The organism is Rhodococcus sp. C-2 (assembly GCF_027854095.1).
Taxonomy (GTDB): domain Bacteria; phylum Actinomycetota; class Actinomycetes; order Mycobacteriales; family Mycobacteriaceae; genus Rhodococcus_F; species Rhodococcus_F qingshengii.
On the sequence record NZ_JAQGFI010000003.1, the window covers coordinates 59,476 to 79,159 of the forward strand.

The following is a 19,684-nucleotide window of genomic DNA, read 5'->3' on the forward strand; positions in this document are numbered from 1 at the left end:
CGTGAACCATCTTCCGTGATCCGAATGAAATCGAGGTGCCTGCCAAGTGGCAAACCCGGCCGTACCGGCATCCGAGGTGAATGCTGTTCTCTCCGAACTTCTTCGAACCCAGCTCCTTCCTGGTGTTCGAAAGGTCGCCGGCGGCTGCGAAGACCCGACGGTAGCCCGGGTGGGATTCATGGCGGTTCCGGACATCGGACCGTGGCTGCGGCACGGACAGTTGCTGATCACCACGCCGGAAACCCTCGCCAGGGTCACCGAAACCTTCAAAGCATTTGTCGGACGGTTGTCGACGCGAGGTGTTGCGGCACTTGCCGTCCAATTCGGCGCAGACGGGGACACTCTCGCGCCGGAGCTGGTCGACGCGGCCGAAAGCGCCGGCTTCCCGCTCCTGGTTTTTCACGGTGCGTGCGATCACCCTGCGGCGAGAGACCGTGAGCAGACGGAGTCGGCCCAGATCGACGCCATGTTCGGGGCCGAGCGCTTGCGACGGCTGCTGGTCGACGTCGTGATGGGCGGCGGCGGCCTCCCGCAATTGACCGAGGTCATCGCACGGGAGATGAAGGGCGCTGCCCTGATCACCACCTCGGACGGACGCGAGATCTGCCGCGCCGGGGACGCCGCGGAGCGCAAGCATCTGTCTGCCTGTCCCGCCGTCGATTCCACCGGTCGTCTGCGGACCGACACCGTCGAGGGCGGATTGGGTCTGCACGAGTTCGACGGTCAATTCATCGCGGTGTCCGCGATTTCCGCCAATCACATCGACCACGGGCGTCTCGCGTTGTTCACCGGTGAGCGCGTCATGACGAGTTACGACCAGTACCTGGTCGAGCGGGCCGCGTCGGTGTGCGCGTTGGTCATCACCCGTGAGCAGGCCGTTGCGTCGGTGGAAGAACGCCATCGCGCCAACTTCGTTCACGACCTGCTCCTCGGTCGGGCCGGGGACCACGATCACGTTGTCTCCCATGCCAAGACATTCGGTTGGGACTTCGACCGCCCGCTGGTGATCGTCTCGATCGAGCCGGACCCGATCGACGAACCGGCCTCGGCGGCGCCCGCTCGGCTGCCCGTCGTCGATCGCCAGGCGATGGCGTTCTCCGGCGCGATCGCCCACCGTGATCCCGGTGCGGCGGTGACCGCGCTGACGGGCGAGACGGTGATCGTGATGGGCGTCGGCACCGACACGATGGCATTGGTGCGGGACCTCGTCACGGTCGTTCGCGGTGAAGGTGGCGGCGGGAGAAGGCCGTTCAGTGTCGGGGTGTCCCGGCCGACAGCGGCGATCGACGCCGTTCCGGCGCTCTACAGTCAGGCGCGCACCGCACTGACCGTCGGGCGACGGATCTCCGGTCCGTGGACGGTGACTCAGTTCGACGATCTGGGCGTGTACAGACTGCTCAGTCTGGTCGAGGACGAAAACGAGCTCGAGACGTTCGCCCGCGAGACGCTGCGGGAATTGACGGAGGAAACTGCCGAAGCGCAGGACATGCGCAAGACATTGGAAGTCTTGCTCGCGACCAACATCAACATCGCCGAGACAGCGCGCAAGCTCCACTTCCATTACAACACACTGCGTTACAGGGTCGTTAAGCTGGAGAAAATGCTGGGACCCTTCACGGCGCAACCCGAGCTACGGCTGGATCTGTCTCTAGCACTGAAGATAACCGCGATGCGCGGCATCAATCACTAATATTGCCAATCCGAGTCCGTGGGTTCTGGCAGATTGTCATCACGTCGATACCCCTGCGCTGTAATAGCGTTTCACTCCAGTCACGGTGTTTTGTGAGCTGGAGCACACTCAGCGTTCGGACACCTTCCTCTGCACGAAAGGTCCCATCATGCCGATTTGGACGTTGCACGGAGATGGAAAGAACATCAAACCGGGTGAAGTGGTCGCTCCCGGCGAGCGGCTCAGCTGGGGAAGAACCATCGGGCTGGGCAGCCAGCACGTGGTGTCGATGTTCGGCGCGACGTTCGTCTTCCCGATCATCATGGGGCTCAATCCTCAACTTGCCGTGATGATGTCGGGTTTCTGTACGCTCTTCTTCCTGCTGGTGGTCAAGGGACGCATCCCCAGCTACCTCGGTACGTCGGCGGCCTTTGTCGGTGGTATCGCCGCCATTCGTGCCCAGGGCGGAACATCCGCAGAGGTGACCGGCGCGATCCTGGTGTCCGGACTGGTCCTGGCAGCCATCGGTATCGCGATCCACTTCCTCGGTGGCCGGGTCGTATTCAAGGTTCTTCCCCCGGTGGTGACCGGCGCAGTGGTGATGCTGATCGGATTCAACCTGGCACCCGTCGTCGCGGGGCTGTACTGGCCACAGGACCAGTGGGTGGCTCTGATCGTCATGGTGGCCCTGATCGTCATGAGTATCGCGCTACGCGGCTTCATGGCGCGCATCGCCATCTTCCTGGCGCTGATCTTCGGCTACGTCCTCTCCTGGATCCTCGACCGGGTCTCGGGGACGATCACCTCCTACGACGCAGGCACCGGTCAGATCACCGAGCACTTCCGCGTCAACTGGGATTCGGTGCAGTCGGCGTCGTGGTTCGGGCTTCCGCCGTTCTCGGACGAGGCCAACGGAATCGTCGGCATCCACGCTCCGTCGTTCAGCCTCACGTTCATCATCCTGGTCCTTCCGGGTGTCATCGCGTTGATCGCGGAGAACGCGGGCCACGTCAAGGCCGTGGCCGAGATGACCGGGGACGACCTCGACCCGTACATGGGACGTGCGCTCGCCGGTGACGGTTTCGCCACCGCTATCGCCAGCAGCGTCGGCGGTTCGCCCACCACGACGTACGCCGAGAACATCGGTGTCATGGCAGCGACCCGTGTGTACTCCACCGCCGCCTACGCGGTTGCCGGCATCGTCGCCATGATGCTCGGCTTCTCCCCCAAGTTCGGTGCCGTCATCTCGGCGACGCCCGGCGGTGTTCTCGGCGGAATCACCGTGGTGCTCTACGGCATGATCGGTCTGCTCGGCGCCAAGATCTGGAAGGAGAACGGCGTCGACTTCGGCAATCCGCTCAACCTCATGCCGATCGCGGCCGGCCTCATCATCGGTATCGGCGACACGGCTCTGAAGTTCAGTGACACGTTCTCGCTCAGCGGCATCGCGCTCGGCACCATCGTCGTGATCGGGATGTACCACCTGTGCCAGTTCATCGGTTCGAAGAACCCGGAACTGAATGCGAAGAATCCGGAACCGAACAAGCCGGATTCGAAGACTCCCGGCGGCGATCGGGAGGAACCCGCCAAGCAACTCACGTGACGCTTGGCTGAGTGTGCTCGATCGACGAAGGCCGGACATCCTCCGCGGAGGATATCCGGCCTTTCCGGTGTTCTGGGTACTGATCGATCAGACGGAGGTACTGGCTTCGACCAGGCCGATACGGTCGATGCGTTCGGTGCGGGTGTTGAGCCGTTCAGTCGCATCGGTAGCACTGAGCACGCTCAGCTCGTAGTGCAGTACCGCTCCGACGCGAGTGCAGAAGGCGGCGGATTCGTCCGCGGCATCGGGAAATTCGGGGATGACCCGATCGACGATGCCGCCCGCGAGCAGATCGAAGGACCTGATCCCTTGACTGGCTGCCATGTCTGGCGCGTGCGTGACGTCGTGGAACATGATCGCGCTCGCACCTTCGGGAGGTAAGGGCGAGAGCCAACCGTGGCGGGCCGCCAGCACTCGATCGGCCGGAATCAGTGCCAGGGCGCCGCCGCCCGTGCCCTGCCCGAGCAGGAGGGAAATGGTGGGGACCTCGAGTGAAATCATGTCGGCTATGCACCGAGCGATCTCGCCCGCCAGTCCACCTTCTTCGGCCTCCTTCGACAGTGCCGCGCCCGCTGTGTCGATGATCGTCACCAGCGGCAGGTCGAGTTCTGCGGCCAGCCGCATACCTCGCCGAGCCTCCCGCAGAGCGCCGGGGCCGAGTGGGGAGTGAGCAGTCTGTCCGCGCCGGTCCTGTCCGAGAAGGACGCAGGGCATGTCGCCGAAGCGAACGAGCGCGAGCATGATGCCGGGATCGTTCTCGCCTTGGCCGGTTCCGTTGAGCGGGAGCATGTCCGAGGCGGAATTGAGCAACACTTCCCGTATCCCCGGTCGGTCTTCGCGCCGGGATGCGACGACGGATTCCCACGCCGACGTATCGGGTGGGCAATCGTACGAGCACGGGTCACTGGGCAATAAGTACCCACGATGCGCCCCGGTGATGATGCGCAATGCGCGTTCGACGATTTCGGCGAGCTGGTCTGGCGGCCTCACTGCATCGATGAGTCCGTGCTCGTGAAGGTTCTCCGCTGTCTGGACACCGGCGGGGAAAGGTGAGTTGTACAAGGCCTCGAACACTCGAGGGCCGAGGAATCCGACGAGGGCCCCCGGTTCCGCGATCGTCACGTGACCGAGTGATCCCCAGGACGCGAATACGCCTCCGGTGGTGGGGTTTCGGAGATAGACGATGTAGGGCAGGTGCGCTTCTTTGTGCTTGATGAGCGCCGCGGTGATCTTGACCATCTGCAAAAACGCCGTCGTCCCCTCCTGCATACGCGTTCCCCCGGACGTGGGAAGCGCAAGAAGGGGCAGCTGCTCTTGGGTGGCTCGACGGATGGCGACGACGAGGCGTTCTCCCGCCGCCACGCCGATCGAACCACCGAGAAAACCGAACTCGCAGACGATGATTGCCACACGGCGGCCTCGGACGGAGGCGCTTCCGGTCAGGACGGACTCGTCGAGCCCGGTCTTCTCCTGGGCCCGCAGAAGTGCTTCGGCGTAATCGGAGTCGGTCGCGACGGGAATCGGAGGGGTATCCCACGACTCCCAGGTGCCGGCATCGATTACCAGGTCGAGCAAGTCGCGAGCCGTCAGGCGGTTCATCGGGTGAATCCTTGTAGCCAAGACATGATTTCGTCAGTGTCTTCACCGAGAACCGGAGGTGCAGTGTGGCGGGTCTCCGTCACTTCGGTTCCGTCCGGATCGAAAAATCGTAGCGGTGGACCGGGCAGTGTGATGTTTCCGAGCGTGCTGTGGTCGACGTCGACGAGCAATCCCTGTGATCGGGTCTGCTCCCATTCGTACACTTCGGAGATCGTCCGAACCCGTCCTGCCGGTACTCCGATGCGGTCGAGTTCGGTCAGAAGCTCGTCACGCGAGTACGGCTTGAAGGTACGTTCGATCAATTCGACGACCTGGAAATGATTTTCGACGCGTTCGGCGTTTGTTGCCATACCCGGGGCGTCAGGGTCGAGGTCGAATCCTTCGCAGAATCTTCTCCACAGGCTTTCGCTGCCGACCGAGATCTGCACTGCGCCATCGCCGGTACGAAAGAGCCCGTACGGTGCGATGGAGGGATGGTGGTTGCCCTGCGCTGTGCCTACCTCACCGGCGACGGTCCACTTCGTTCCTTGAAACGCGTGAACACCGACCACGCTGGCCAAGAGCGACGTTCGGACAACGCGGCCTTTCCCCGTCTGTTCGCGTTCCTTCAAAGCCGCGACGACACCGAACGCCCCGTACATTCCGGCGAGAAGATCGGCGATCGGAACTCCGACTCGTTGAACGTCGTCCGGACTCGAGCCGGTCAGCGACATGAGTCCGGCTTCCCCCTGGGCGATCTGGTCGTAGCCGGCGCGACCGCCTTCCGGGCCGTCGTGGCCGAAACCGCTGATGGACAGAACGATCAGTCGAGGATTGAGTTCGGCCAGCCGCTCGGTCGAGAATCCGAGTCGATCGAGAACTCCGGTGCGGAAGTTCTCCATGAGAACATCGGCGCGGCAGACGAGATCTTCGAGGGTCGCGCGCCCACTGTCGGATTTCAGATCGAGCGTGATCGACTTCTTGTTCCGGTTCGTGGACAGAAAATACGTCGATTCCCGTTGTGTGTTCGGTGGTTCCAACGTGGGCTCCACAAAAGGCGGCCCCCACCCACGGGTGTCGTCGCCGCCGTGAGGTGATTCGACCTTGATCACGTCGGCACCCAGATCGCCGAGCATCATTGCCGCGTGAGGACCCGCGAGTGCGCGCGTGAGGTCGACGACTATCACGTCGTGTAACGGACCACTACGAGCACTTGTGTTGTGAGGCTTCGAAGTCGAGTTCATGTCGCACCGCCGTGTTCTGGTGTAATTGGCTGAGCCAGTTGGTGGTTGAGGCCTCCGTAGTTCGGTCGACTCCGGTCCGCTGGACCGAGAAACCGGCCAGGGCCACTGAAGGAGGTATGTGCGGCCCGTCTTTCGAACCGTAAGCGGGCACCGATGAACGGCACATGGGTAACCTTGCCGACGACGGGTGTCAGTGGTGGGTAAGAAGTGACGAACGCTCACCGGGCGGCGCGATTGCGGTTGTATCGAACCGTTATCGGGACGTTCTGTCAGCTCATATCGTGCGAAGTCATGACATTTCGTGCATCTTCATGACCTGCAGGGCGAGTGAGACGTTCAATCGAAGGACGGGGTCGTCGGTGAACGATCCGACGACGCTCTCCAGCTTTCCGATTCTGTAACGCAAAGTGTTGTAGTGCATGTGCAGCGCCCGGGAGGCCTCGGCGACATTGCAATTGCAGTCGAGCAGGGTCTGGAGTGTCAGACGCAGGTCAGCGGCTTCGGCGTTGTCCGCCGACAAGGACTTCAGAACGTCATCGGTGAACGAACGCAGTTCGCTCTTGTCCGTCTGGAGCGAGAGGAGTCGGTGTACACCGAGTTCGTCGAAGTGTGCGATCTGCCCCGGCCCGTTGATACGTCGGCCGACGACCACGGCTGTACAGGCTTGGTCGTAGGCCGCGGGTAGATCGGCCAGGGAGTAGATCACCCGGCTCACTCCCGTGCTGAAGGATCGGCGGCCGCTGGTGCGATCGCCGGCAACCTTGCGCACCAACCCTTCGATGTCCCGAACCGCACGGTCGGTGCTGGTCGGGAAAAGCGTGACCACCTCGTGTCGAAACCCGACGGACGGCGCCGTCCGCTCGTGTGTTCGGACCACTTGTTGCCAGCCGTCGCTGAGTCGATCTTGGTCCGTGCGAGTGGAATTCGCGTGCTGGGATTCCGGGTGATCGACGTCGAGTTCTGCAACCACAACGGCAAGTGGACGAGTGACATCCCACCCCAACTGGGTGAAGTGCGCGCTCACTTCCGCAGGCGAGCCGGCTTCGCCTATCAGTGCGTCACGGAGGAAGTCGCCGCGGAACTTGGATTCCACTGCCGCAACTGCCAGCTGTTTGGTGACGGCCAGCGCGGCAACGGTGGCCGCTCGCTCCAGCGCTTGAACGACAACTGCGCCGAGTTCGTGGGTGCCGGCGTACGCCACCATCCGGCCGTGGTCGGTGCCGCCGGCCACCACTCGGGTGAGCGCCAACTGGCCGGGAAATCCCTTGGGCGCGTTCTGTAAACCGACGGCGACCCGCTCGGTCAGGAACCGACCGGTGCTTTCGAACAACGGAAGCGCGTTCAGCGCGGCTGAATCCCCGGCCTCGGTCAATACCCTTCCGTCCGGCGAGCAGATCAGAACGCTGACGTCGAAGAGCGCGGCGAATTCTGCGGCAATCTGAGGTAGATCGCCACCTTCCAAGACGATCGACGTCAACGAGCGGTGAAGTCGATCGGCAATGTCGAGTGCCGCGGACTGCTTCGCCACCAACTTGGTGAAGACCTCCGAGATCACCTCGTCGAATCCCGCGGTGACGGGAAGAACCAACAGCGGAAGCCCTCGCTGCTCTGCCATGTGCAGCATCGCCTCGGGCAACTCGTCGAGATAGCGGCCCGTTTTCACGGCAAGTGCCGCGACTCCTCGACGTGCAAGACCGTCGACGAGGTCACTGAGATCTGTGTCGTCGAGAAGCTCGCCGGTTCGCCCGTAGCGCAGCGGGAACCCGGTTGTCACCAACAACTCGTTCGGCTTCACCCAAGCGAGGATGTCCGGTACTTCCATCACGTTCACCGATTGAACGAGGTGGCGTAAGCCCCCGTGCCCGGCAAGGACTTCGGCTCCACGCAGACTGGGCAGCTCGAGGACATCCCGAACTGTGAGTCTGTAGTCGCCACCCTCTGGCAAATGTTGAAGCTCTTCGCTCGAATATTTGGCAGATCTATCCATGTCGCGAGACTACGCTCGATCACGCGACGAACATTGTCAACAGTTGACGAAAATAGCCTCTCGAAATGAGCGGTTCTCCGTATGTCTGCCAACTACCGCTGCCCGAATTGGCGATCGCCCGCGTCTCCGAGTCCAGGTATCAGGAAAGCATTTTCGTTCAGGCCGTCGTCGATGCTCGCTGTGAGGAGCCGGACCGGATGTCCGGAGTTCTTCAGTGCTTCGATCCCTTCCGGAGCCACGACGACACATATTGCAGTCACATCGGTGGCTCCGCGTGCAATGAGCAGATCGATTGTGCGGACGATGGATCCACCGGTCGCCAACATCGGATCGAGGACGTAGACGGGGGTGCTCGACAGATCAGCTGGCAGGGACTCGAGATACGGAACCGGCTGGTGTGTCTTCTCGTCTCGTGCCATTCCCACGAAACCGACGCCTGCCTGCGGAATAAGGGCACTCGCCTGTTCGACCATGCCGAGGCCCGCTCGCAAGACCGGGACCAGGAGCGGTGGATTCGCCAGCCGCACCCCCAGCGTCGGAGCAACTGGCGTCTCGATGTCGAACTGTTCCAGTTCTGCGCCGCGCATGGCCTCGTAGACCAACATATGGGTCAGTCTGCGCAAGGCGGACCGGAACGTTGCGTTGTCGCTGCGAGCGTCGCGCATGGTCGTGAGCAGCGATGCCGCCAGCGGATGGTCGACAACAGTGGTGTCCATGGTCGAATCGTAAGTGAGAACCGATGTGGCGGCGCGCAACCGGTGAATCGGAGTCGAAATAACCAATCGCGGTTTTCGTTTGGGCAAGTATTGACGATGCAGATGGGTTCGAGTCGTCATAGCGTGGTCGACACGGCAGTTCCGAACCGCTCGGCTGCACTGAGCGCCCGGAGCTGTCAAGGCCCAATTTTGCCTCCACGATTCCCTATACAAGGAGATGCCAATGCCCGAAGCAATCGAGGTCCGTAAGGTTCCGCTACACAGCGTCTCCGACGCCAGTGAGCTCGCCAAGCTGATCGACGACGGTGTCCTCGAGGCCGACCGCGTCATTGCAGTCATCGGCAAAACCGAGGGTAACGGCGGCGTCAACGACTACACGCGCATCATCGCGGACCGAGCGTTCCGAGAGGTTCTCTCCGCCAAGGGTAATCGCAGCCCCGAAGAAGTGGCGGAGGTGCCGATCGTCTGGTCCGGCGGCACGGACGGCGTGATCAGCCCGCACGCGACGATCTTCGCGACCGTGCCGGCAGACAAGGTCACCAAGACCGACGAGCCGCGACTGACCGTGGGTGTCGCCATGAGTGAGCAACTGCTGCCCGAGGACATCGGCCGTACGGCTATGATCACCAAAGTTGCTGCGGCAGTGAAAGACGCGATGGCCAATGCCGGCATCACCGATCCCGCCGACGTGCACTACGTACAGACCAAGACTCCGTTGCTGACAATTCACACCATCCGTGACGCCAAGAGCCGCGGCAAGACTGTGTGGACCGAACAGACTCATGAGTCGATGGACCTGTCCAACGGCGGAACGGCTCTGGGGATCGCGGTTGCGCTCGGCGAAATCGACATGCCGACCGACGAGGATGTCATGCACAGCCGCGAACTCTTCTCCTCTGTCGCATCCTGCTCGTCCGGCGTCGAGTTGGACCGCGCGCAGATCGTCGTCGTCGGTAACGCACGTGGCGTCGGCGGACGCTACCGGATCGGCCACAGCGTGATGAAGGATCCGCTCGACCAGGACGGCATCTGGGCGGCGATCCGTGACGCCGGACTCGAACTTCCGGAGCGGCCGCACTCGAGCGACCTGGACGGTCAACTCGTCAACGTGTTCTTGAAGTGCGAGGCCAGTCAGGACGGAACGGTCCGTGGCCGTCGTAATGCGATGCTCGACGACTCCGACGTGCACTGGCACCGCCAGATCAAGTCGTGTGTCGGCGGAGTCACGGCAGCTGTCACCGGCGATCCGGCAGTGTTCGTCTCGGTATCGGCAGCGCACCAGGGTCCCGAGGGCGGCGGCCCAGTCGCTGCCATCGTCGATCTCGGTCAGTAGTAGGCAAGAACCTCGCTGGAAACCTCGACAGTCGCGCCGCCACCGGCAATTCGTCCTCGAATCAGTTGCCGGTGGCGGCGAGTCCGCCGCGGCGTACCCCACTTCACTGCTTGAAAGGATTCACGATGGTTCATGCTGCTGACCCTGTCGACGAGAGCGTTTCCGGTGCGCCCGAGAATCGCGAACTCGTCATGGTCGATGCGGTCACGCTCAGTGGTCTGATACGCAGGCGTGAAGTGTCGTGTGTCGAGGTGATGGACAGCTTCCTCGATCAGATCGAATTACATAACCCGGCGGTGAACGCGATCGTCGCATTGCGGGATCGGGAAGCGTTGACGGCGGAGGCGCGCGAGCGTGATTCGCAGTTGGCGAGTGGGGAGTATCTCGGTTGGATGCACGGGTTTCCGCATGCGGTGAAGGATCTTTCGGCAGCCAAGGGTCTGCCGTTCACGTCCGGGTCGCCGATGTTCGCGGACCGAATCGCCGAAGATGACGAACTGTTCGTCAAGCGGATCAGGTCTGCCGGTGCCATCGTGATCGGCAAGACGAACACACCGGAGTTCGGGCTCGGATCCCAGACGTACAACCCGGTGTGGGGTACGACGGTGTCGCCGTACGACAATTCGCGCACTGCTGGCGGTAGCAGCGGAGGCGCCGCCGCGTCGTTGGCGCTCCGCATGCTGCCGGTGGCTGACGGAAGCGATTACATGGGTTCGCTCCGAAACCCGTCGGCATTCAACAACGTTGTTGGGTTTCGACCATCCTGGGGTCGGATACCGGAGACGGGATTCATCGCTCAGGGCGCCGTTGTGGGCCCGATGGGCCGAACCGTCACCGACGTGGCTCACCTGCTTTCCACGATGGCGGGGCCGGATGCTTATGCACCGTTGGGGATTCGTGAGGATCCCGCGGTATTCACCGAAAGCCTCGCACGTGATCTGAAGGGCTCTCGGATCGCATGGGTCGGTGACTGGAACGGTTACCTGGCAACCGAACCTGGAGTTCTCGAGTTGTGCGAATCCTCGTTCGAGGTCTTCGAACAGTTGGGGTGCCGCGTCGAGGCGGCGCTTCCCGACTTCAAACCCGAGGACATCTGGCAATTGTTCTTGCGGTGGCGTTGGTGGGCACAGCTCGGCTTGATCGATCAGTACAACGATCCGAGCTTGCGCGAGTTGATGAAGCCCGAACTGTTGTGGGAACTCGAGCACGCGGTCACACTGTCGGCTCTCGACGTGACCAAGGCCGCGGAGGCCCGCAACGGCTGGCTGTCGGCCATTACCAAGATGTTCGAAACCTACGACTACATTCTCGCGCCGAGTGCTCAGGTGTTTCCTTTCGACAAGAACACTCACTGGCCCGAGACCGTCGACGGCCGATCGATGGACACGTATCACCGGTGGATGGAGACGGTTGTTCCCTGGACGATGGCCGGGGTTCCGGTTGCGGGGATGCCGGTCGGCTTCGACGATCGTTCGCTTCCCATGGGTATCCAGATCATCGGTCGGCACGGAGCCGACTTGGACGTACTCCAACTCGCCTACGCATTCGAGCAGGCAACCCAGTGGGTCGAGCGGGTTCTTCCGCCCGCACTCCGCGTGAACTGACCGATCTATTTCGAACGTATCCAGTTGGGAGAGAAAGACGATGGCTTCGGCATTGTGGCACGGGTTCGCGGACATGGGCGCTGTGGAGAAGAACGGCGCGTTTGTCGTCTCACGCGGTGAGGGCGCGTACATCTGGGACCGCGAGGGCACTCGGTATCTGGATGCGACGGCGGGCCTGTGGTTCACCAATGTCGGGCACGGGCGCACCGAGATCGCGGATGCGGTGGCGGCTCAGTTGTCGAAGATCGCTCATTTCTCCAACTTCGGTGATTTTGTTCCCGAGACCACGCAGGTGTTGGCCGAGCGGTTGGCGACGATCGCGCCGGTTGCCGGGAGCAAGATCTTCTTCACCTCGGGTGGTTCGGATTCGGTGGACACTGCGGCGAAGCTGGCTCGCCGGTACTGGCACGAGGTGGGGCAGCCGGAGAAGGCGATCATCGTCGGTCGTCAGAAGGCGTATCACGGAATGCACGTTGCGGGAACAGCTCTGGCGGGTATTCCGGTGAACCGTGAGGGGTACGGCGAGCTGATGGCGGATGCGGCCACGGTCGGCTGGGATGATGCGAAGAGTCTGCTCGAGTTGATCGAGCGGGTCGGTGCGAACAAGATCGCGGCGTTCTTCGCGGAGCCGATCATCGGTGCGGGTGGGGTGTATCTTCCGCCGGAGGGGTATCTGGCCGAGGTGCGTGACATCTGCCGCGAGCACGACATTCTGTTTGTCGTCGATGAGGTCGTGACCGGTTTCGGCCGGATCGGTGGTGAGTGGTTCGCGTCTACTCGTTTCGATTTGCAGCCCGACATGATGACCACGGCAAAGGGTTTGACGTCGGGTTACGTTCCGATGGGTGCGGTGTTCATCGCGCCGCGGGTGGCGGAGCCGTTCTATGCCGGTTCGTGGTGGCGTCATGGGTACACCTACGGCGGTCATGCCGGTGCTGCTGCTGCGGCGATGGCGAACCTCGACATTCTCGAGCGTGAGAATCTGCTCGCGGAGTCGAAGCGTTTGGAGGCGTCGTTGCATACGCATCTGCAGCCGTTGGCGGAGCATCCGCGGGTGGCGGAGGTTCGTAGTGGGCTCGGTGCGGTCGCTGCGGTGCAGTTGGCTGATCCGGCGGAGGCGTTGCCGTTCGTGAAGACGCTTCGCGAGCATGGTATTTCGGGTCGCGCCGCGGGTCAGGGTGCGATGCAGATTTCGCCGACGTTTGTCATGACCGATGATCAGGTCGCGGAGATGGCAGCAGGGATCCTCGCAGCCCTCGGCTAGGACTGTCGTTTTCCGTTGACAGACATCGTGTTACGGAATCATTAAGCCGAAGAAAATGTTTGGGCCCTTCGTGGCGTGGTCCTCATTTCGGTCGAAACTGCCTCCAACACTGACGATGACCCCTGCCCGCATCATCTGCCACCATTGTTGCCAATCTCGGTGAGTGGGTTCTGGCAGATTGTCATCACGTCCAAATCTCGGTCCTGCATTAGCGTTTCACTCCAGACACGGTGTTTGTGAGCTGGGGCACAAAGCATTTCGAACACCTTCCTCCTTTGCGAAAGGTCTCGTCATGCCGATCTGGACGTTGCACGGAGACGGAAAGAACATCGGAGCCGGTGAAGTGGTCGCTCCCGGCGAGCGACTCAGTTGGGCGAGAACCATCGGGTTGGGCGGCCAGCATGTCGTGTCGATGTTCGGCGCGACGTTCGTCTTCCCGATCATCATGGGCCTCAATCCTCAACTTGCCGTGATGATGTCAGGCTTTTGTACGCTCTTCTTCCTGCTGGTGGTCAAGGGGCACGTCCCCAGCTACCTCGGAACATCCGCAGCTTTTGTCGGTGGCGTTGCCGCCATTCGTGCCCAAGGTGGAACGACGGCCGAAGTGACCGGTGCGATTCTGGTGTCGGGGTTGGTTCTGGGATTCGTCGGCATCGCCATCCACTTTCTCGGCGGTGGCGTCATCAGTAAAGCGCTACCGCCGGTGGTCACCGGCGCTGTGGTGATGTTGATCGGCTTCAACCTGGCGCCCGTTGTCGCGGGGTTGTACTGGCCGCAGGATCAGTGGGTGGCACTGATCGTGATGGTTGCACTGATCGTGATGAGCGTTGCGCTACGCGGCTTCCTGGGACGTATCGCCATTCTCGTCGCGCTGGTTTTCGGCTACATCTTCTCGTGGGTCCTCGACCGGCTCTCCGGTCCGATCACGTCCGCCAGTGGTAGCGGCGCACCCACCGAGCACTTTCGTGTCAACTGGGATTCGGTGCACTCGGCGTCCTGGTTCGGGTTGCCGCCGTTCTCGGACGAAGCCAACGGGATCGTCGGTATCCACGCTCCCTCGTTCAGCCTCACGTTCATCGTTCTGGTGCTTCCCGGTGTCATCGCACTGGTCGCTGAAAACGCCGGCCACGTCAAGGCGGTCGCCGAAATCACGGGCGACGATCTCGACCCGTACATCGGACGCGCCATTGCCGGTGACGGTTTTGCCACCGCCATCGCCAGCGCAGTAGGCGGCTCCCCTACGACGACTCATGCCGAGAACATCGGTGTCATGGCTGCCACGCGGGTGTACTCGACCGCCGCGTACGTGATTGCGGGTTTCATCGCGATCCTGCTCGGCTTCTCGCCCAAGTTCGGAGCAGTCATGGCGGCGACGCCCGGCGGCGTCCTGGGCGGAATTCTTGTGGTTCTGTTCGGCATGATCGGTCTGCTCGGCGCCAAGATCTGGAAAGAGAACGGCGTCGACTTCGGGAACCCGCTGAATCTGATGCCGATTGCCGCCGGTCTGATCATCGGTATCGGCGACACGGCGCTGAAGTTCAGTGACACGTTCTCGCTCGGAGGTATCGCGCTCGGCACCATCGTCGTGATCGTGATGTACCACCTCTGCTGGCTCGTGGGGTCCTGGAACCCTGAACTGAACAGGCCGAAGTCCGGGAGGCGGCCGGGCGCAACGCCGGGGGCGAATGCGTCAGATGACGAACTTGAAGAGCCCATGGCGCAGCTCACGTGATGCCAAGTTGAATGTATGCCAGGTATGACCCGTGACCGTTGTCACATCTGCACAAAACGTGAAGTGACTCATAGAGGCAGGATTGAGTAATGAAACCGTCGCCGCTGACTTATCACCGACCGTCCTCGGTCGAGGACGCGTGCCGAATCCTCTCCGAGGTCTCTCACGAGGGGAAGGTGCTCGCCGGTGGGCAATCGCTTGTGCCGCTGCTGTCCATGCGCCTCGCCGCGCCCGCCCACATCGTCGACATCGGATCGATCCCGAACCTCGCCTCGGTGACCTCGTCCGAAGACGAAGGAGTGCGGTTCCAGGCCCTGGCCACGCACTCGGTTCTGGCGGCCGACGAAGGTGCTCGTCGAGTCCAGCCTCTGCTGAACCGTGCTCTGCAGTTGGTAGCGCACCCCACGATCCGTAACCGCGGGACGAGCGTCGGCTCCATCGTCCATGCCGATCCGTCGGCGGAGATGCCGGCAGTCCTGACGCTGCTCGGGGGCAGCGTGACCGTCCAGTCGGTGCGTGGCACCCGCGAGATCGCGTCGACGGATCTCTTCGCCGGCCCTCTCGAGTCGAGCCTGGAATCGGACGAGATCGCGGTGTCGGTGTCGGTGCCCGCCGCCGAACCCGGCGTGGGAACCGCCATCGACGAGATCGCGCGCCGTCACGGTGACTACGCACTGGTCGGTGTCGTCGCACGGATTCGCGTGGTCGACGGTCTGGTGGCCGAAGCGCACATGACGTACGTGTCCGCCGGAGAGCTGGGACAGGTCGTGGACTACACGGACGTACTGGCGGGGGCGTCGGCGACGGATCAGCGGGACCCGCGGTGGCGCACCCTCGGGGAATGCGCCCGCGCGCAGATAGATACCGAGGCAGACATTCACGGGACGGCGGCGTACCGCTCGCAGTTGGTGTCCGCGCTCACGGCGCGGGTCGGCTTCGCGGCGGCAACGGATGCTCTCAGTGAGAACGCAGTACTGGCAGGAAAGTGGTGACAATGTCCAAAAACGATCGCTCCATCGATGATCAACTTGCCGAGTTGGCAGCGGATACCGGTGAGCACCATGTAGCTGTCACGTTCACGCTCAACGAGGTGACGAACACCGTCGTTCTTCCCTCCCGCACTCTGGCTTCGGATGCCATTCGTCACCACCTCCGTAAGACGGGCACGCACGTGGGTTGTGAACACGGCGTGTGTGGTGCGTGCACCGTGCTGCTCGACGGAAAGCCTGTTCGATCCTGTCTCGTCCTCGCGGCCAGCCTCGAAGGTCGATCGATCACCACCGTCGAAGGCCTCGTCGAGCCGGACGGCACTTTGCATCCGGTTCAGCAGGCGTTCAAGGATTGTCACGGTCTGCAGTGCGGATTCTGCACTCCGGGATTCGTGACGACCATCGCGGCATTTCTCGAGGAGAACCCCAACCCCACGCGGGAGGAAGCTACCGACGCGATAGCGGGAAACCTCTGCCGTTGTACGGGGTACCAGAACATCAGGGCGTCGGTTTTGCGCGCAGCCGAGATCAAGCGTGAACGGGCCGGGCAGTTCCCGCTCGGAATCGACGACGCGTCCACTCGGGAGGCGTTGGATCGCAAGGTGCGGGGAACAACGAATCCTGTCGGAGGACGGGCGGGTAAGGCATGAGTACTCCGGTCAAACCAGCAAAGCGCAACGGGGCGAAGCACCCCGCTTCCGATCATTCGACGGCCGATCATTCGGTTGCCGACGACGGCAAGTTCTTCGGTAAACCGATTCCGCGCGAGGAAGATACGCGTCTGCTCAGCGGTCAGGGGCGATACCTCGACGATCTGGGCCACAACGCGCTGATCGCGGCATTCGTCAGGTCGCCGCACGCTCATGCGCGAATCATCGACATCGACATCGACCCGGCGCTGGAAGTGCCTGGTGTGCATGCCATCTACACCTACGAAGATCTCCTGGCCGACACGCCGGAAATGGCGGAGAACCTGCCACTGCTCATTCCGCATCCGGGAATCATCGCTCCGCGCAACGGGTATCCCCTCGCGAAGGACGAGGTTAAGCATGTCGGAGAAGCCATCGCCATGGTGGTCGCCGATAACCGGTACATCGCCGAGGACGCTTGCGCGAAGATCGACGTCACCTACGAGGCGCTGAAGCCTGTAGTGGGGATCGACGTCGCTCGCACTGCCGCCAACGCCGTCCACGCCGACGTTCCGGACAACGTCGCCGCTCACCTGCAGCACGGGTTCGGAGATCTGGATGCCGAACTGGCCGCCGCGCCGCACCGACTGACGCTGGATCTCGAAATCGAGCGTTCGGCTTCCATGCCGATGGAGGGCAAGGGTGTCTACGCGCGCTGGGACGGCGACGAGAACACCCTCACGTTCTGGACCTCCACCCAGACCTCCACGTCCGCCCGCGCCGCAATCGCCGCGCGATTGGGGATGGCGCTGAACAAGGTTCACTGCATCGCTCCTGACGTCGGCGGTGGATTCGGCGTCAAGATCGTTCACCCGTGGCCCGAAGAAGTGATGATCACGTGGGCCGCTCGACGCCTCGGCCAGGCCGGCATCTCCTGTGAGGTGAAGTGGGTCGAGGATCGCCGTGAGCACTTCATCTCGAGCGCGCACGAGCGTGGGCAGATCCAGAAGGTCGACATCGGATTCGACGACGAGGGTCGCCTGTTGGCGTTCGACTTCACGTTCTGGCACGACAACGGTGCCTACCTGCCGTACGGGATCATCGTCATGATCAACACCGCGACGCAGGTTCTCGGGCCGTACAAGCCGAAGTCGTTCCGGGTCAACGCCTATTCGCTGTACACCAACACGGTCATCGTGACCCCGTACCGCGGCGCCGGACGTCCGCAGGCAGTGTTCGCTATGGAGCGATCCATGGACGCCATCGCCAAGTACCTGAACAAGGACAAGATCGCGGTGCGGGAGGCGAACTTCATTCGCCCCGAGGACATGCCGTACGACTTCGGCCTGATGTTCCAGGACGGACGCCCGTTGATCTACGACACGGGCGACTACCAGGCAGGCATCGACAAGCTCAAGAAGCTCATCGACTGGGACGGATTTCCCGAGTACCAGAGGAAGGCTCGCGCCGAAGGGCGGTCGGTCGGAATCGGTATCGGTGCGTACGTCGAGGGAACCGGCCCGGGACCTTACGAGGGTGCCCACGTCGTGGTCGAGACGTCCGGAAAGGTCAAGGCGGCAACAGGCTTGACGACGCAAGGCCAAGGCCATCAGACCGCGTTCGCCCAGATCGTCGCGGACGATCTCGGAGTCAAGGTCTCCGACGTCGAGATCGTCACGGGTGATACCCGCCGGTTCGGTTATGCCGTAGGCACTTTCGCATCGCGTGGGGCGGTCATGTCGGGTTCGGCCTTCCATGTCGCGGCGCAGATGGTCGCGGAGAAGGCGAAGAAGATCGCCTCCGGAATCTTGGATCTGCCGGAAACCGAACTGGAACTCCGGGAAGGCCACGTGTGCAAGATCGGCACCGAAGCCGGTGTGGAAGGTACGTCCGTACCGCTGAGTGTTGTTGCCGTGCTGTCGAACCCGCTACGATATGCGTTCGACCGTGAGTCGAAGCTGGCCACCGGTTTCGCCAAGACCGACACGGACATGTCGAAGCCGCCGATTCCCGAGGGTGAGCAGCCCGGTCTGGAAGCAACCGGCTACTACTCGCCGCCCAGTTCCACCTTCGCTTCGGGAGTGCACGCGGCGATCGTCGAAACCGATCCCGTGACAGCCGAGATCACGGTCCGTCGTTACGTTGTCATCCACGACTGCGGAAACGTGATCAACCCCCGCATCGTCGAAGGTCAGGTCATGGGCGCCGTCGCGCAAGGTATCGGCGGCGCACTCTACGAACGGATCGTCTACGACGAGCACGGGCAGATGCTCAACGCGTCGTACATGGACTTCTTGATGCCGTTCGTCACCGAGATGCCGGATTCGCTCGAGATGGATCACACCGTCACGCCGTCAGGGCTCAACCCACTCGGAATGAAGGGTGCCGGTGAGGCGGGTGTGATCCCCACCAGCGCCGTCATCGCGGCTGCCATCGAGGACGCCGAAGGAATCTCGATCACGTCCATGCCCATTTCACCGTCCGAACTGTTCGAACTTCGACTCGCACATGCGGGTTCGTCATCAGAGGAGAATGCATGAGAATCGCCGGCACCGCGCAGCTGACGGCACCTCGCGAAGAGGTCTACGACAAGCTCCAGGACGGTCGTGTACTGGCCGCGACCATTCCCGGTGTGCAGTCGCTCGAGCAGCTCACGGACAATCACTACAAGCTCTCCATCATGGCGGGAGTTGCGTCGATCAAGGGCGTCTACGACGGCGAGGTTGTTCTGTCGCAACAGAATCGGCCCAATTCGTTTGTCATGACGGCTTCGGGGGCGGGTGCTCCCGGCACGGTGAAGGCGGACGTCACGGTCACCTTGACGGAGAACGAGGGTGGCACGCTGCTTTCGTATGACGCCGACGCCGTGGTCGGCGGGATGGTCGGCGGCGTCGGGCAGCGCATGATCACCGGTGTAGCCAAGAAGATGGCCGGGGTGTTCTTCAAGAGCATCGACGGCGTCATTGCCAACGGCATCCCCGAGAAGGTCACTGCCGCCGTGGCGGCGGCGGTACCGGCAGTGGCGGTCGAAGGCGCGCCGGTAGTTTCCGGAGCTGTCGCGGCACCGGCGGTTCTTCCGGCCGCCGCACCGACAGCGGGCAGCACAGATGCTCGCACGGTGATGGTCAGCGCCGTCGTCGGCGCAGCCATTGCTTTGTCAGGTGTTGCTATAGGCGGATTCCTGGCGCGTTCTGGTTGTCGCAAGTAGTTCACTCAGGTGTCAACAGCTGATTCACGATGAGGGAAACGCCCCGAACCGACCAGGTTCGGGGCGTTTTTCACGTCCGCGTAACCCACGGGGGCGCCGGCGAAGATCCGCTCGTGATCGTGCGCCGA

At 62.6% G+C, this 19,684-nt stretch carries 15 protein-coding genes; 10 read left to right on the forward strand and 5 right to left on the reverse strand.

From position 1 onward, the window contains the following. Positions 1-46: 46 nt before the first annotated feature. Together PCS43_RS06845 and PCS43_RS06850 are read left to right on the forward strand one after the other, a co-directional pair. Positions 47-1,690 (forward strand): PucR family transcriptional regulator, encoded by a 1,644-nt coding sequence (locus PCS43_RS06845; protein ID WP_007735212.1) that lies wholly within the window; start codon positions 47-49, stop codon positions 1,688-1,690. Positions 1,691-1,838: 148 nt separating this feature from the next. Next, entirely contained in the window at positions 1,839-3,272 is a 1,434-nt protein-coding gene (locus tag PCS43_RS06850) for a uracil-xanthine permease family protein (protein WP_003946008.1), read from the forward strand. An 87-nt stretch (positions 3,273-3,359) separates the two neighbouring features. Here the strand turns inward: PCS43_RS06850 and PCS43_RS06855 are convergent, their stop codons facing one another. The 4 genes from PCS43_RS06855 to upp form a co-directional block, all read right to left on the reverse strand. Then, positions 3,360-4,871: a carboxyl transferase domain-containing protein gene (locus PCS43_RS06855; protein WP_007735211.1), complete on the reverse strand. Its 1,512-nt coding sequence runs from the start codon at positions 4,869-4,871 to the stop codon at positions 3,360-3,362. Continuing rightward, positions 4,868-6,094, reverse strand: coding sequence for a CaiB/BaiF CoA transferase family protein (locus PCS43_RS06860; RefSeq protein WP_007735210.1), 1,227 nt, complete (start codon positions 6,092-6,094; stop codon positions 4,868-4,870). The genes PCS43_RS06855 and PCS43_RS06860 overlap by 4 nt, the downstream gene beginning before the upstream one ends. A 289-nt stretch (positions 6,095-6,383) precedes the next feature. Beyond that, complete coding sequence (locus PCS43_RS06865; RefSeq protein WP_003946020.1) at positions 6,384-8,081, reverse strand: PucR family transcriptional regulator; 1,698 nt, start codon at positions 8,079-8,081, stop codon at positions 6,384-6,386. A gap of 92 nt (positions 8,082-8,173) precedes the next feature. Continuing rightward, positions 8,174-8,797: a uracil phosphoribosyltransferase gene (upp, locus tag PCS43_RS06870; RefSeq protein ID WP_209910586.1), complete on the reverse strand. Its 624-nt coding sequence runs from the start codon at positions 8,795-8,797 to the stop codon at positions 8,174-8,176. A 223-nt stretch (positions 8,798-9,020) separates the two neighbouring features. On the opposite strand from upp, the gene PCS43_RS06875 reads away from it, so the two are divergent. Next, positions 9,021-10,130 carry a ring-opening amidohydrolase gene (locus tag PCS43_RS06875; protein ID WP_007735206.1) on the forward strand — a complete coding sequence of 370 codons (1,110 nt, stop codon included), beginning with the start codon at positions 9,021-9,023 and terminating at the stop codon, positions 10,128-10,130. Here the strand turns inward: PCS43_RS06875 and PCS43_RS06880 are convergent. Further along, complete coding sequence (locus PCS43_RS06880; protein ID WP_155277953.1) at positions 10,124-10,264, reverse strand: hypothetical protein; 141 nt, start codon at positions 10,262-10,264, stop codon at positions 10,124-10,126. The two genes, PCS43_RS06875 and PCS43_RS06880, sit on opposite strands and share 7 nt — an antisense overlap. Here PCS43_RS06880 and PCS43_RS06885 point away from each other — a divergent pair. The 7 genes from PCS43_RS06885 to PCS43_RS06915 all read left to right on the forward strand — a co-directional run bounded on the left by PCS43_RS06885 (position 10,256) and on the right by PCS43_RS06915 (position 19,556). Further along, on the forward strand, positions 10,256-11,734 hold the full coding sequence (locus tag PCS43_RS06885) for an amidase (protein WP_209910582.1): 1,479 nt from the start codon (positions 10,256-10,258) through the stop codon (positions 11,732-11,734). The genes PCS43_RS06880 and PCS43_RS06885 overlap by 9 nt on opposite strands. 40 nt (positions 11,735-11,774) lie before the next feature. Continuing rightward, a complete protein-coding gene (locus PCS43_RS06890) occupies positions 11,775-12,998 on the forward strand; it encodes an aminotransferase family protein (protein WP_047269349.1) in 1,224 nt (407 codons plus the stop codon). A gap of 292 nt (positions 12,999-13,290) precedes the next feature. After that, positions 13,291-14,730, forward strand: coding sequence for a uracil-xanthine permease family protein (locus PCS43_RS06895; protein ID WP_208690052.1), 1,440 nt, complete (start codon positions 13,291-13,293; stop codon positions 14,728-14,730). Positions 14,731-14,819: 89 nt separating this feature from the next. Continuing rightward, on the forward strand, positions 14,820-15,722 hold the full coding sequence (locus PCS43_RS06900) for an FAD binding domain-containing protein (RefSeq protein WP_042448023.1): 903 nt from the start codon (positions 14,820-14,822) through the stop codon (positions 15,720-15,722). Between the two features lie 2 nt (positions 15,723-15,724). After that, positions 15,725-16,369 (forward strand): (2Fe-2S)-binding protein, encoded by a 645-nt coding sequence (locus tag PCS43_RS06905; RefSeq protein WP_003946048.1) that lies wholly within the window; start codon positions 15,725-15,727, stop codon positions 16,367-16,369. Then, a complete protein-coding gene (cutA, locus tag PCS43_RS06910; RefSeq protein WP_270923005.1) occupies positions 16,366-18,888 on the forward strand; it encodes an aerobic carbon-monoxide dehydrogenase large subunit in 2,523 nt (840 codons plus the stop codon). The genes PCS43_RS06905 and cutA overlap by 4 nt, the downstream gene beginning before the upstream one ends. After that, positions 18,885-19,556: an SRPBCC family protein gene (locus PCS43_RS06915; RefSeq protein ID WP_054187233.1), complete on the forward strand. Its 672-nt coding sequence runs from the start codon at positions 18,885-18,887 to the stop codon at positions 19,554-19,556. The genes cutA and PCS43_RS06915 overlap by 4 nt, the downstream gene beginning before the upstream one ends. The last annotated feature ends 128 nt before the right edge of the window (positions 19,557-19,684 follow it).

Coding starts and splice junctions, on each gene's coding strand:
- PCS43_RS06855 (WP_007735211.1), bottom strand. CDS start 4,871: ATGAACCGCCTGACGGCTCGCGACTTGCTCGACCTGGTAATCGATGCC.
- PCS43_RS06875 (WP_007735206.1), top strand. CDS start 9,021: ATGCCCGAAGCAATCGAGGTCCGTAAGGTTCCGCTACACAGCGTCTCC.
- PCS43_RS06915 (WP_054187233.1), top strand. CDS start 18,885: ATGAGAATCGCCGGCACCGCGCAGCTGACGGCACCTCGCGAAGAGGTC.
- PCS43_RS06900 (WP_042448023.1), top strand. CDS start 14,820: ATGAAACCGTCGCCGCTGACTTATCACCGACCGTCCTCGGTCGAGGAC.
- PCS43_RS06895 (WP_208690052.1), top strand. CDS start 13,291: ATGCCGATCTGGACGTTGCACGGAGACGGAAAGAACATCGGAGCCGGT.
- PCS43_RS06890 (WP_047269349.1), top strand. CDS start 11,775: ATGGCTTCGGCATTGTGGCACGGGTTCGCGGACATGGGCGCTGTGGAG.
- PCS43_RS06850 (WP_003946008.1), top strand. CDS start 1,839: ATGCCGATTTGGACGTTGCACGGAGATGGAAAGAACATCAAACCGGGT.
- PCS43_RS06860 (WP_007735210.1), bottom strand. CDS start 6,094: ATGAACTCGACTTCGAAGCCTCACAACACAAGTGCTCGTAGTGGTCCG.
- cutA (WP_270923005.1), top strand. CDS start 16,366: ATGAGTACTCCGGTCAAACCAGCAAAGCGCAACGGGGCGAAGCACCCC.
- PCS43_RS06880 (WP_155277953.1), bottom strand. CDS start 10,264: ATGAACCATCGTGAATCCTTTCAAGCAGTGAAGTGGGGTACGCCGCGG.
- PCS43_RS06885 (WP_209910582.1), top strand. CDS start 10,256: ATGGTTCATGCTGCTGACCCTGTCGACGAGAGCGTTTCCGGTGCGCCC.
- PCS43_RS06905 (WP_003946048.1), top strand. CDS start 15,725: ATGTCCAAAAACGATCGCTCCATCGATGATCAACTTGCCGAGTTGGCA.
- PCS43_RS06865 (WP_003946020.1), bottom strand. CDS start 8,081: ATGGATAGATCTGCCAAATATTCGAGCGAAGAGCTTCAACATTTGCCA.
- upp (WP_209910586.1), bottom strand. CDS start 8,797: ATGGACACCACTGTTGTCGACCATCCGCTGGCGGCATCGCTGCTCACG.